The organism is Brevibacillus sp. SYP-B805 (assembly GCF_011059135.1).
In the GTDB taxonomy this organism is placed as follows: Bacteria; Bacillota; Bacilli; order Brevibacillales; family Brevibacillaceae; genus Brevibacillus_F.
The window spans coordinates 200,845-213,748 of the sequence record NZ_JAALGD010000003.1; the positions used below are offsets into that span (position 1 = coordinate 200,845).

Below are 12,904 nucleotides of genomic sequence, written 5' to 3' on the forward strand. Positions count from 1 at the left end.
CCCCTCTCCTGCATCATATGAGGGGAAAACCTCTCCGTAGAACAGAAAGCCGCAGTCCACGGCGGCCTGCGGCTTACTCTTCTTCCTTCTGTTCCTCGTCGCGTCTGATGCGGTGCAATTCCTCGATCCGTGCGGGATCCGCCTGAAAATACTGCATCAGGTACCCGACGCAGGTGATCGATTCCCAGCTGAGGTGATGCTCGATTCCTTCCACGTCCTGATAGATATGCTCTTCATCCACACCGATCAGGCGGAGGAAGTCTTCCAGCAGGCTGTGTCGATCCACGAGTCGTTTTCCGATCTTTTTCCCCTTGGCGGTAAGCACCAGCCCCCGGTATTTTTCATAGACCAAATATTTATCCTTGTCCAGCTTTTGCACCATCTTGGTAACGGAGGAGGGGTGAACTTCCAACGCTTCTGCGATATCAGATACCCGGGCATATCCTTTTTCTTCAATCAGGTTATAAATTCGTTCTAAATAGTCTTCCATACTAGGAGTTGGCACGTTCATCCCTCGTTTCAAACCATGATTGCCGAGAAAGCATATAAAATCATAATAACGTGAAAACAGGACATGTTGCAAGGGATAGATCCCCAGGAAGGAACCCGGAATCGGTTCTGAAGGAGCCATGCCCCAACATAAACTTGTACCATGTTGGATAAAGGATGATGGCTCATGAAAAGAAGAGTGTGGCAGATTGCTGCCATCTACACTGCCGCCGCACTTGGAGTGGATTATCTGGGCGGCGGGGAGTGGATGCAATTCTTTTCCGGTTTCGGTACCTGGGGAACCATTGACCTCACGGTCGCAACCATCGCATTGACATGGCTGTGCTATCAAGCGCTCAAGGCGGCGGTTCAGCGCGGGATTGCTTCCCTTCCCGCGTTTCTCGCCCATCTGGCCGGAGAAAAAGCGGCGCCGACGGTCACGTTTCTGATCTACCTCCTGATGATCGCCTATACAGGCAGCGCGGTTGGCCAGCATGCGGCGCAATGGTGGGGCAGCACGTCGCTGGCGTTGATCACCGTACCGGTCATTTTTGTCGGCCTGCTCGTGCTGTTGTGGTCGGGTGTACAGCGGCTGGCGGTTTGGGGAATGGCGCTTGCCTTGATCGCATTGGTTCTCTTCGTCAGCCTGTTTTCCCTGCGCCACCATGTGCCCATGCCGAGCCTTGCCTATCAGCTAAACCTGAAGTGGCTGCTGTACGCCCTTTTCTACATGCCGTTTCACTACCTCTTTGTGCTGCTGGTCCTGTTGGTACACATCAGGAAGGAAACCAGCCTGGAGACGATCCGAACAGGCATGGTGCTGGGCGGAATCAGCCTGTTTGGCGTCGCGATGTCGGGGCACCTCACCATCCTCGTGTACTGGCATGAGGTGAACGGTTACGCGCAGCCGCTCCTTCAGCTTGTCGTCTCGCAATTTGCGGGAAGCAGGCTGGGATATCTTCTGTTCACGCTTGTTCAGCTGTTGATCCTGACAGCTTACTGGTTCCACGGTCTGGCTGTGCCGCTGGCGGAAAAGCACGACCTGCGGCGGACACCGCTGTATCTGCTGTTTATGGCAGGTGCTCTGCCATTTGCGCTCCTGTCCGTCGCAAGCGCGCGGATATCCCCTCTCCTCTGCGCCCTGCTCACGGCTGCGGGCCTGGTGCTCATCGCCCTCTTTCTCTGGCAGCACTTCCACAAGCGGTAATCCGGTCTTAATGCAAATCAACGCGGCTGATAATTTGTTAATTTTTACAAATTTTTGGAATAGTTAGTGGACAGATGGCATTTTTTGGGTTATGCTACATATAGGATACCATAGGATAACATCATGGTTTCGAACCAGCTATCTCTCTTTCTGTCAAACGGGGGGATCGGGTATTTTGGTGCAATGCGAAGAGGAATTACACGCGATCAAGCATGAGCTGCGACAAGCGATTCAGCGCCAGATGTGGCAGCGCGGCTGGAAGAAAACCGATCTGGCGCAGGCAGCCAATCTTTATCCCAGCGACCTGAGCAACTTCATGAACGGCAGCGGGACACGCACATTTCCGCTGGATGCCTTGGATGCCATCACGGAGGCCTTCGGGTTGCCGCCCGGCCATTTCTATCCCCTCTATTTCGGCGAATGCTACAGCAAGGGAAAATTGGTCCGGCACCGTTGTGAAGAATTTCTGTACAGATGCGCTCTCCTTCAATTCACCCCATTCGTCGAGAGAATCATCGCCGCTCTGCTAGCGGAGAGCAAGAGCCATCTGCAGACGGTCTATACGGTCGCCAAGCGCTTGTTTGATGAAAGGAAAACCGAAGAGGCGCTGCCGTTGATTGAGACGGTGATCGAACATGAAGCCAACCGCTTCTCCCAACGCCTCTCCTCCTGCTATTTCTACCGCTTCTTCATCGTGCGGAACAAAGGGATGGAGCAGGGGTACCATGCCCTGGTGCAGATGCTGGAATATCTGGTTTATATGCCTCTTGACATCCAGCTGGAAGCATACCTGAGAATCATCACCTTTTATTTCGCGCAGGAAGATTGGAAACTGGTGCTGGAATATGCGAAACGCTTGGAAGAGGTCGCGCAAGAAGGCACGTACTATGGCGAAGCGCTCCTGTACCAAAGCATCGCCTTGAGTGAGACCGGCCGATTCGAGGAAGCGCTCCAGCTCACCGACCGATATGCGGGGGTCAGCGATTATTTTGCGGATCTCGCCGTCGGCAACCGGCTCTTTATCCATATCAAGGCGGGGAAAACCCAATATATCGATGATCTGATCGCCCATCTGGAAGCCAACGACATGATGTACCTGGGGCTGCCCATCATCTTGGTGGCTTATCTGAAAGCGGGCCAATTGTCGGAGGCCCGTCACTTTCTGGACCGTTTCCGCCATGCTGCCGAGCAGTTGAAAAACGAAACGAACCCTCATTTTGCCAAGCTGCTGCTTGACTTCAGCTATCATCACGCTTCTTTGCTGTTTGCGACCGGACAAATCGCCCATGCTGTCGACGAAATCCTGGAAGCGATCCGTCTGGCGGACAAACTTGGCAACATGGAGCGCTTCAAAGATTCCCTGCGGCTTTTCTGGCAATACCATGAACATACATCTCCTGACCAGAAAGCAAAATTCTATTCCTTACTAAGAAGGAGTGATGGGTCATGAAAAAGTGGTTCATGAGCATGCTGGTTGTGATCGGTCTGGTTGCCTCATTTGCAGGGATTGCAGCCGCCAAAGCACAGAGCCAGATCGACCCCAACTGGTTAGGTACTGGCTGGTAATCTCATAACGACACTGTTTTTCCAGAGGGCTGGGGCTCATCCTGGCCCTTTTTCTTTTCGATCTCCATAGCTCTGGTTGCGCGGAGAAGGAGATGTCGAATTATTTCCTTTTATGCAGAAATATTTATCGGATTGGTTAGCTTTTATGTTTCATGAAACAATAACGGCGCCCGTACCCTGCAGAGTATGAGGCGCCTTTATGGCTGCTCCGGATTCCTTGTCGGGAGACGGACTTCCACGGTGGTTCCGACGAACGGCGTGCTTTCAATCCGTATCTTTCCCCCATGATCCTCAATGATCTTAAAGCCCACCATCAAACCGAGGCCCGTTCCCCGTTCTTTGGTCGTATAAAAAGGTACGCCCAGTTTGGCGATTCTTTCCGGTTCGATGCCGCACCCTTGATCGTGGAAGCGGATGATCAGCCAGCCGTCTGCGGATGCCTCCGCTTCGATATGGATTTCGCCCCCCTTCGGCATGGCCTCGATGGCGTTGCGAAGAATATTGATAAATACCTGTTTGATCTGATTTTCCTCGCAATAAAGCGGCGGGAGATTTTCTTCGAGCCGTGACACGATCCGGATGTTGTGCAGGATCGCCTGGGTCCCCAACAGGGAGATGACATCATGCAGGATATCGGGCAGCTCTTTGAAACGATAGCTCACGACCTGCGGTTTGGCCAGCAGCAGCAGTTCGCTGACGATAAAATTGATCCGATCCAGCTCATCCAACATGATTTCACAATATCTGTCCCGATCGCCCCCGGCCTTTTTGAGCAATTGGATAAATCCGCGCAGCGTCGTGAGCGGATTGCGGATTTCATGGGCGATGCCGGCCGCCAGCTGTCCCAAGGCGGAGAGCTTGTCCGATTGCCGCAGCAGCTCTTCCGTCTGCTTCCTCTCGGTCACATCGCGCAGCACAAGTACCACCTGTTCCACCTGGCCATCCTGATCCAGGACCGGCATTCCTCGTGCCTCCAGAATCACCCAATGACCGTTGCGATGTTTGAACCGAAACTCCATGGTACCGGGCTCTTTTGTCTCAATCAACCGGCGATAGTTATGGATCACCTCGTCGATCTCGTCCGGATGGCAAAACTCCAGGCCAAACCGGCCGAGGAACATCTCCGGTTCATACCCCAGCACCATTTTGTGGGAAGGCGATGCATACAAGGTATTGCCTTCCAAATCCATGATCTGGATCAGATCGGACATGTTTTCGGCGATCAGGCGATATTTGGCTTCGCTTTCCCGCAGGAGCTTTTCCACTTGTTTCTGCTCGGTGATATCCCGGGCGATGCCGGCGATGTACGCCACTTCTCCCGTCTCATCCCGCAGCGGAAAGACCGTCAGGGAGATGACGATATCCGTGCCGTCCTTCCTTTTCCGGATCGTCTCGTAACCAACGACCTGGCTGCCGGCGAGGACCCGCTGATGGAGCTCATGCGCTTCCTCCTGGAGATGATCGGGGATGGATGGGATCCGCTTCCCCTTCACTTCTTCTTCGGTCCAGCCAAAAATGCGGCCAGAGGCCGGGTTGCTGTAGATGACTTTCTCTTCCCGATCGCTCAGGGAGATGGCGTCGGGCAGGTGAGTCATAAAGGATTCCAGTTGGACCTTCGCGGCAAGCAGCGCATCTTCCGCCCGTTTCCGATCGGTCAGGTCGCGCCCGATGATACAGATTCCCTTTCGCTGCCCCCCTTGATGGTAAAGAGGGATTTTCAACACGTGAAAGTGACGGATGCCGTCCTTGGGGTGGGGCAGGGATACTTCGAAATGCACGGGGTTGCCGGATCTCCACAGCTGTTCATCCGTGATCGCGCAGGCGCCGAAGCTCTTCTGGAAAATCTCCGACTGGCTGATAAGGGAGAGATCGGCTTCTTCCCTTTTCACATCCTCCCGCTGCAGGAAGATCTGCAGGGCCACCTCGTTCGCTTCCACGATTCTTCCTTCCCTGTCATTGACGAAAATAAGATCGGGGACGGCGTGGATCAGTTTGTGCAGCCACACTTCATTCTCCCAAAGCTGTACCCGCTTCGCACGATCCTTCTGCAGAACGCGGTGGAGAAGCCAGCCCGTCCCCAAAAGAAAGGGCACATCGATCGTCATTTTCATGAGAAACGACTGCTGTGTACCGAAGACCCTGGGCAGGCATTCGCCAACGAGCAGCAGCCAGATGAGACCGCTGCCAATATACACGACGGGGATCGCATACAGATGCCACTTGTCTCCCCTTTTGCCAATATGCATGAATGAACGCATTATGACCTCCTGCGGATTCGAAGACAATACCGGCCAATCCAAAAAATACCCGTGACCTTTGTGCGTCAAGGGCATTCATGCCATTTCCAGTCGGGTACGGTATCACACACGCAAAATTATATACCGACCCTTCCGCTCATTCAGCAATAAACCTTCGACATATTGTGACAGACTCGCCTCCCATGATCGCGGTATGGTCAGCAGGTGCATGCTGTGTGAAAATCACGAGCCGTGGCGCCCTGCGCTGATGATTCTCACCGATTGACCCGGTGCGGTGCATCTGCTATCTTGGAGAAAACAGGATATCCGAGACAAGCGTATGCGCGCAACGGATTGGACATGAGGAGGAAACGCTATGCTGTACGTGGATGGGAAATGGGTGGAACAGGGAGAAGCCGCCGTCCAACCGGAAGACCGAGGCTACAATTTTGGCGATGGCATTTATGAGGTCGTCCGGATTTATCAGGGACGTCTCTATCAATGGGACGCCCACATGGTTCGCCTGTATCGCAGCGCAAGGGAGATCCGCCTGACGCTGCCCTGGAGCGAAGCGGAGCTGACGGCAATCGCCCGCCAGCTGCTCGTCAAGAACAACATCACCCCCGCCGATGATGCGATCCTGTATCTGCAAATTACGCGCGGTGCGGCACCCCGCCAGCATGACATTCCTGCCGACGGCATCAGGCCGGTGATCATGGCCTTCGTCCGCCGCAAGGAAAGACCGCTCAAGGAGTTGCAAACCGGCATCAGCGCCAAGCTGGTGGCGGACATCCGCTGGCTCCGCTGCGATATCAAGACGCTGAATCTGCTGGGCGCCGTTCTGGTCAAACAGGAGGCAAAAGATGCCGGCGCTGCCGACTGCATCCTGCATCGGGACGGCATCGTCACCGAATGCAGCGCCGCCAACCTGTTCGCTGTCAAAAACGGTGAGTTGTACACCCATCCGGCCAATCACCTGATCCTGCACGGCATCACCCGGCAAACCGTCATTGATCTGGCCCAACAGGCAGGGATTCCGGTACACGAGCAGGCGTTTGACACGACGTTCGTCCGGCAGGCGGATGAACTCTTCCTGACCGGGACCACCTCGGAAGTCATGCCGATCATCTCGGTGGACGGTCAGCCTGTCGGCAGCGGTCAAGTCGGCCCCATGGTCCGCAAGCTGCAGGAGCTTTTTGAAGCGAACATCAACCAATCCGTACAAGTATGAAAAAGCTCTCGGGAGATTTTTTCTCCCGAGAGCTTTTTGCTGTTTCGCCGCAGTTACCGGCGAAAATTCCACTCATCGGCCGCATAGCGGGTACGAGCCAACTCTTCCGCCAGCGCCCGCTCTTCCGCAGTCAGGTCCTGCTCGATCAGCTCGATGCCAAGCCCGGAGGCGAAGCCTTGGCGAAACGCGGCGATCGCATCCGCCAGGCTGACGGGCTTGGCGCTCACCTCATTGATCGTGACGGCCTTTTGGCGGAAGCTGTCGATCATCCGCTGCTTCACCCGCTCGGACGGAAATTTGAGGAGCGAAAAGAGCAGGTCCACATCCATGTCCAGCAGGATGGAGCCGTGCTGCAGGATCACGCCTTTTTGCCGCGTCTGGGCGCTGCCCGCCACTTTTTTGCCTTCGACCACGAGTTCATACCAGGAGGGGGAATCGAAACAGGCTGACGAGCCGGGCGAGCTGTATTTCTCTTTCTCCTCTTCGGTTGCGAGCGACACCATCTCCGCCTCCAGTCCCAACGCCTGGAAACCGTGCAAAAGCCCCATGCTGATCACTTTGTACGCTTCCGTGACGCTGGACGGCATTTTCGGATGGCTCTCCGACACGATGACGCTGTAGGTCAGCTCCCGGTCGTGCAGGACGGCGCGCCCGCCCGTCGGACGTCGCACGAAGCCCAGGCCGTGCGCTTTGACCTGCTCCAGATCGATCTCTTTTTCCGCTTTTTGAAAATAGCCGATAGACAGGGTCGCCGGGTTCCACGTATAGAAACGGACGGTTGGCGGCACCTTGCCTTCGCTGTGGGCGACCAGAATCGCTTCGTCGATCGCCATGTTCATCTCCGGGGACATGGCTTCCGTACAGATATATCTCCATTGTTCCATGACGGTCCCTCCTCTTGCACGTGTCCATTGTACGTCTTCTTCAGACGGCGAGCAAGAGGACGGGGCACTTCAGAAGGGGATGACCGGAGAGGCTCCGCGAACCAATGCGCCGTTCATGGCCAAGCGCACCCCATCGCGGCGCTTACCTTCCTTCAAAACGGGGCGGGCGCTTCTCCACAAAGGCATGGACGCCTTCCTGGTGGTCGTGCGTGGACGCGACCATGCTCTGGGCGCTGCGCTCCATTTCCAGCACGGCCGCCAGATCGGAAACGAGCGCGCGGTTGGCAATTTTTTTGATCAGACTGTACGCCCGACTCGGTCCTGCCGCCAATTTCCGGGCGTACGCCATGGCTTCTTCCTGCAGGTTGGCGGCCGGGTACACCCTGTTGACCATGCCCCACTCTTTTGCCGTCACGGCGCTGATCGGCTCTGCGTTGAACAGCAGTTCCTTGGCCCGGTACACCCCCAGCGTGCGCGGCAGGAAAAACAGCCCGCCCCCGTCCGAAATCAGCCCCACTTTGGAGAAGCTCATGACAAATTTGGCATCCTCCGCCGCCACCACTTGATCGCAGGCCAGCGCCAGGCATACCCCCGCGCCTGCTGCAAAGCCGTGTACGGCCGCCACGATTGGGATATCCAGCTCGGCCATAGCGAGGATCAGGTCATTCAATCTGCCGATGTGATCGTACACCGCCGGTGGTGACGATTGCCCCATGGTTTTGACATCACCGCCGGAGCAGAAGGAACGTCCCGCTCCCGAAAGCAGCATGGCTCTGATGGTACCATCCTCCTTGACGGTTCGGATCGTATCCATCAGCCCTTCGATCATATCCCGGCTAAGCGCGTTCAGTGCGTCCGGACGGTTCAAGGTTGCGCAGATCACCCCATCGTACCGTTCCACCAACAAATCTTGACTCATCGTACTCCCCCTCGGCATAAAGTAAGTGTACTAACCAGTCGGTATGTATGCTGTCTTAGCTTCATTATATGATCGACTAGTCTGAAAATACAGCAGAATTTTTGTAAAAAACAGGAATGACCTCCTGAAAAAAGGCTCATTCCTGTGGGCTTACGCATGCGGCTGAATGCCGTTCAACAAAATCTCGAGATAGGTTCGAACCAGTTCGTCATCCGTCACCGGGCCGTTCGGGTTGAACCACTGATAGCTCCAGTTGCACATGCCCAGGATGGCGAATGCGATCAGGTCTGCCCGTAAATCGCGGCGCAGTTCCCCCTGCTCGATTCCGTCTTGGATCACCTGCTGCAGATTCAGCCGGAACTGCTCCCGTTTTTTGCGGATCACCATGTAATTTTCTTCGCTCAGGTTGATCAATTCCCGGAAAAAAATTTTGGCTGTCCGGCCATGGGTTCTGATCTGCTTGATCAGCAGCTGGATGATCTCAAAGATTTTGGTCTTGCTGTCCTTGCCTGTATCGTCCATGATCTGCCGCTGTTTGGCCAGCAGGTCATCGATGTACACCATCTGAATCTCCATCAGCAACTGCTCTTTGGAATCAAAGTAATAGTAAAACGTTCCTTTGGTTACGCCCAGCGCATCCACGATATCCTGGATCGATGCCTCGCTGTATCCTTTTGTCTCAAACAGTTTCACGCTTTCTTCCACGATTTTGCGCTTCACGGGACCACTCCTTTCCGTATTGTTTGAATTTTCCAGTTATATAGTATACAATATACAACACATACCGACTGGTCAATATGATGGGAGGAAGGGCATTGTCTCTCTTTCTGGTTCGACACGGAGAAGCCGAGCATAACGTGGATCGCATGCGGATGGCGCATACGCACGATTCCAAGCACGCCTTGACCGAAAACGGGCGACAACAGGCCGAAGCGGCTGCCCGCTTTCTCAGAGAAACCCTCACCGGCAAATGCGTTCTCTACTCCTCCCCCTACCGCCGCACCATCGAGACCGCCCAGGCCATTCACCGTCTCCTTCCCCCGGATTGCCCGTTCTACGAAAATCCGCTGCTGCGGGAATGGGAGCTGGGGAATCTGTATGATTTCGCCAACCGGAGCCCGGAGGCCAAAAGAGAGTTTAAAGCTGCGGGTCCTTTCTATTTTCGCTACCCCAATGGCGAATCGCTGGCGGACGTCTATCAGCGGGCCGCGCTGTTCATGCACGCCGTTGTCCAGCCCATCCAGCAGGAGCAGCGTTATGAGAACATCGTGGTGGTGACGCATGGCGGCTTCATCCACATGTTGCTGGCATTTTTGCTGAATTGGCCGATGGAACGGCTGGAATTTTTTGAACCGGTTGAAAATGGCGCGGTCGTCGCGGTTCGGAAAGTGGCCGGCGAGTATCAGCATGAGAAATTGTTTGTGCCGACCCTTGTGGACTCGTGAAAAGGAGGACTGTCAGTGTGACAGTCCTCCCGCTTTTTAGCCTTATTCCGGTTGATAGCGCAGAATCGGTTTGCGTGCCGCGGTGGCCTCGTCGAGGCGCTTCACTACGGTCGTGTGCGGCGCTTCCTGCACGATCTCCGGCGTTTCCTCACATTCGCGGGCGATCTGCAGCATCGCGTCGATAAATTCATCCAGCGTTTCTTTCGTTTCCGTCTCCGTCGGCTCGATCATCAGACACTCGTCGACGATCAGCGGGAAGTAGATGGTCGGCGGATGATAGCCGAAGTCGAGCAGGCGCTTGGCGATATCCAGCGTGCGGACGCCCAGCTTCTTCTGCTTGACGCCGGAGAGGACGAATTCGTGCTTGCAGACGCGGTCGTACGGCAGGTGGTAGGCCCCGGCCAGACGGCGCATCATGTAGTTGGCGTTCAGCACCGCATATTGCGAAACCTGCAGGAGTCCCTCCGCCCCCATCGTGCGGATATAGCTGTAGGCGCGCAGCAGAATGCCGAAGTTGCCGTGGTAGCCTTTCACCCGGCCGATCGAATGCGGACGGTCGGTGTCCCAGTAATAGGTGCCGTCTTCCTTCTTCGCGACGATCGGGGCGGGCAGGAACGGCTCCAGAATCTTTTTCACGCCGACCGGACCGGCGCCGGGGCCGCCGCCGCCGTGGGGACCGGTGAAGGTTTTGTGCAGATTGAGGTGAACCACGTCGAAGCCCATGTCTCCCGGACGGGCGATGCCCAGAATGGCGTTGGCGTTGGCACCGTCGTAATACAGGAGTCCGCCCGCTTCGTGGACGATTTTGGCCATTTCGACGATATCTTCTTCAAACAGCCCCAGCGTGTTGGGGTTGGTCAGCATCAGGGCCGCCGTATCCGGACCGACCGCTTCGCGCAGCGCCTCGATGTTGACCAGGCCGCGCTCGTCGGACGGGATGGTTACCGTTTCCAGACCGGCAATCGTGGCGGAAGCCGGGTTGGTGCCGTGCGCGGAGTTGGGCACGATCACCTTGGTCCGGTTTTTCTCGCCGCGGCTTTCGTGATAGGCGCGGATCATCATCAGACCGGTCCACTCGCCCGCCGCGCCGGCTGCCGGCTGCAGGGTTACCGCATCCATGCCGGTGATCTCGGCCAGGTCCCGCTGCAGGTTGTACATCACTTCCAGCACGCCCTGCACCGTCTCGGCCGGCTGGTACGGATGGGTCTGGGCAAAGCCCGGGTAACGGGCGACATCTTCGTTGATTTTCGGATTGTATTTCATCGTGCAGGAGCCGAGCGGATAAAAGCCATTGTCCACCCCGTGGTTGCGGCGGGACAGCTCGGTGTAATGGCGCACGACCTGCAGTTCGGATACTTCCGGCAGTTCGGCCGGCGTTTCACGGATCAAATGCTTCGGCAGCAGGCTTGCCACATCCGTTTCCGGCACATCCAGCTCCGGCAGATTGTAACCCACACGGCCCGGTTTGCTCAGTTCAAAAATAAGCGCCTTTTCCTTCTTGTTGGTATGGTTAGCCACGCGTGATCGCCTCCAATTCCGTAGCCAAGGCATCGATCTCCTGTTTTGTCCGCAATTCGGTGACCGCAATCAGCATGTGACCGGCCAGTTCCGGATAAGCGAGGCCGAGATCGTAGCCGCCGATAAACCCTTTGGCGAGCAGCTTGTTGTTCACGTCCGCAACCGGTTTGCCGATGTTGATGGCAAACTCGTTGAAGAATGGCGCGGCAAATGTGGCGCTGATGCCTTTTGCCTGCAGGGCCTGTTTGGCATAGTGCGCTTTCTGCAGGTTCATCATCGCCATCTCCTGGACGCCCTGCTTGCCGAGGGCGCTTAAGGTGATGGCCGAAGCCAGGGCCAGCAGCGCCTGGTTGGAACAGATGTTGGACGTCGCCTTTTCGCGGCGGATATGCTGCTCGCGGGCTTGCAGCGTCAGGACGAACCCGCGTTTCCCTTCTTCATCCTTGGTTTGTCCGACGATGCGTCCCGGCATCTTGCGCATCAGCTTCGCCGACGTGGCAAAGTATCCGCAGTGCGGGCCGCCGAACGAAGCCGGAATGCCGAACGGCTGCATGTCGCCGACCACGATATCGGCGCCCAGCTTGCCCGGCGCTTCCAGGATGCCGAGCGCCAGCGGGTTGGCGGAGACGATCAGGAGCGCCCCTTTGGCATGCACGATTTGTTCGATGGCCGCCAGGTCTTCCACGTTGCCGAGGAAGTTGGGATACTGCACGATGACGGCGGCGGTCCCTTCATCCAAGGCGGCCTCCAGCGCAGCGGTATCCGTGAGGCCCTGGCTGTCGTAGCCCACCTCCGTCAGCTCCACGCCTTGGCCGTACGCATACGTGCCCAGCACGCTGCGGGCTTCCGGATGGACGGCGCGGGAGACGATCACTTTTTTGCGGCCGGTGTGGCCCGCCGCCATCATGGCCGCTTCCGCGAGCGATGTCGCGCCATCGTACATGGAGGAGTTGGCCACTTCCATGCCGGTCAGTTCGCACACCATCGTCTGGTATTCAAAAATGGCCTGCAGCTCTCCCTGGCTGATCTCCGGCTGGTAGGGCGTGTACGCGGTGAAAAATTCGCCGCGCAGCAGCATGTGGTTCACCACGCTCGGGATGTAATGCTGGTACACGCCGGCACCGAGGAAATTGACGTGCGTGGTGAAGTTGACATTCTTTTGGGCAAGGGACTGGAAATAGGAGACCAATTCCGGCTCGGACAGCGCTTCGGAGATCTGCAGTTTTCCTTTGAAGCGCACTTCTTCCGGAATGTCGGAGAACAGGTCGTCGATGCTGCTGATGCCGATCGCATCCATCATCTCGCGTTTGTCCTGTTCCGTCATGGGCAGGTAACGATACTTCACGAGAGGATTCCTCCTTTTCTTCTGGTTCCGCCGGGCGGTTCCAAGCTGCTTGCGGGCGGGTGG

At 56.3% G+C, this 12,904-nt stretch carries 11 protein-coding genes; 4 read left to right on the top strand and 7 right to left on the bottom strand.

The features are described 5' to 3' along the window. Window positions 1-73: 73 nt before the first annotated feature. Complete coding sequence (gene mntR / locus G3578_RS06000) at window positions 74-511, bottom strand: transcriptional regulator MntR (RefSeq protein WP_206529504.1); 438 nt, start codon at window positions 509-511, stop codon at window positions 74-76. Between the two features lie 165 nt (window positions 512-676). Between mntR and G3578_RS06005 the strand changes: the two genes are divergently transcribed. After that, on the top strand, window positions 677-1,696 hold the full coding sequence (locus G3578_RS06005; protein ID WP_165210004.1) for a hypothetical protein: 1,020 nt from the start codon (window positions 677-679) through the stop codon (window positions 1,694-1,696). A 178-nt stretch (window positions 1,697-1,874) separates the two neighbouring features. Then, window positions 1,875-3,146 carry a helix-turn-helix domain-containing protein gene (locus tag G3578_RS06010; protein WP_346773970.1) on the top strand — a complete coding sequence of 424 codons (1,272 nt, stop codon included), beginning with the start codon at window positions 1,875-1,877 and terminating at the stop codon, window positions 3,144-3,146. Window positions 3,147-3,459: 313 nt separating this feature from the next. Here the strand turns inward: G3578_RS06010 and G3578_RS06015 are convergent, their stop codons facing one another. After that, the gene (locus G3578_RS06015; protein ID WP_165210010.1) at window positions 3,460-5,520 is read right to left on the bottom strand and encodes a PAS domain S-box protein; all 2,061 of its coding nucleotides are present in this window, start codon (window positions 5,518-5,520) and stop codon (window positions 3,460-3,462) included. Between the two features lie 355 nt (window positions 5,521-5,875). Between G3578_RS06015 and dat the strand changes: the two genes are divergently transcribed. Next, window positions 5,876-6,730 carry a D-amino-acid transaminase gene (gene dat / locus G3578_RS06020; protein WP_165210013.1) on the top strand — a complete coding sequence of 285 codons (855 nt, stop codon included), beginning with the start codon at window positions 5,876-5,878 and terminating at the stop codon, window positions 6,728-6,730. A 53-nt stretch (window positions 6,731-6,783) separates the two neighbouring features. On the opposite strand, the gene G3578_RS06025 is transcribed toward dat, so the two are convergent. The 3 genes from G3578_RS06025 to G3578_RS06035 form a co-directional block, all read right to left on the bottom strand. Continuing rightward, entirely contained in the window at window positions 6,784-7,614 is an 831-nt protein-coding gene (locus G3578_RS06025) for a lipoate--protein ligase family protein (protein WP_165210016.1), read from the bottom strand. Between the two features lie 142 nt (window positions 7,615-7,756). Continuing rightward, window positions 7,757-8,533, bottom strand: a complete 777-nt coding sequence (locus G3578_RS06030; protein ID WP_165210019.1) for an enoyl-CoA hydratase/isomerase family protein — start codon at window positions 8,531-8,533, stop codon at window positions 7,757-7,759. Between the two features lie 150 nt (window positions 8,534-8,683). After that, window positions 8,684-9,253, bottom strand: a complete 570-nt coding sequence (locus G3578_RS06035; RefSeq protein ID WP_165210021.1) for a TetR-type transcription factor C-terminal domain-containing protein — start codon at window positions 9,251-9,253, stop codon at window positions 8,684-8,686. 95 nt (window positions 9,254-9,348) lie between these two features. Between G3578_RS06035 and G3578_RS06040 the strand changes: the two genes are divergently transcribed. Next, entirely contained in the window at window positions 9,349-9,978 is a 630-nt protein-coding gene (locus G3578_RS06040; RefSeq protein WP_165210023.1) for a histidine phosphatase family protein, read from the top strand. Between the two features lie 42 nt (window positions 9,979-10,020). Here G3578_RS06040 and gcvPB read toward each other — a convergent pair whose 3' ends face one another. Both gcvPB and gcvPA read right to left on the bottom strand, forming a co-directional pair. Then, window positions 10,021-11,496: an aminomethyl-transferring glycine dehydrogenase subunit GcvPB gene (gene gcvPB, locus G3578_RS06045; protein ID WP_346773965.1), complete on the bottom strand. Its 1,476-nt coding sequence runs from the start codon at window positions 11,494-11,496 to the stop codon at window positions 10,021-10,023. Then, window positions 11,489-12,841 (bottom strand): aminomethyl-transferring glycine dehydrogenase subunit GcvPA, encoded by a 1,353-nt coding sequence (gene gcvPA / locus G3578_RS06050; protein ID WP_165210027.1) that lies wholly within the window; start codon window positions 12,839-12,841, stop codon window positions 11,489-11,491. The genes gcvPB and gcvPA overlap by 8 nt, the downstream gene beginning before the upstream one ends. Window positions 12,842-12,904 lie beyond the last annotated feature (63 nt).

Excerpts from the sequence above, each read along its gene's own strand:
- mntR (WP_206529504.1), bottom strand. The coding sequence starts at position 511 with ATGAACGTGCCAACTCCTAGTATGGAAGACTATTTAGAACGAATTTAT.
- G3578_RS06005 (WP_165210004.1), top strand. The coding sequence starts at position 677 with ATGAAAAGAAGAGTGTGGCAGATTGCTGCCATCTACACTGCCGCCGCA.
- G3578_RS06015 (WP_165210010.1), bottom strand. The coding sequence starts at position 5,520 with ATGCGTTCATTCATGCATATTGGCAAAAGGGGAGACAAGTGGCATCTG.
- dat (WP_165210013.1), top strand. The coding sequence starts at position 5,876 with ATGCTGTACGTGGATGGGAAATGGGTGGAACAGGGAGAAGCCGCCGTC.
- G3578_RS06025 (WP_165210016.1), bottom strand. The coding sequence starts at position 7,614 with ATGGAACAATGGAGATATATCTGTACGGAAGCCATGTCCCCGGAGATG.
- G3578_RS06030 (WP_165210019.1), bottom strand. The coding sequence starts at position 8,533 with ATGAGTCAAGATTTGTTGGTGGAACGGTACGATGGGGTGATCTGCGCA.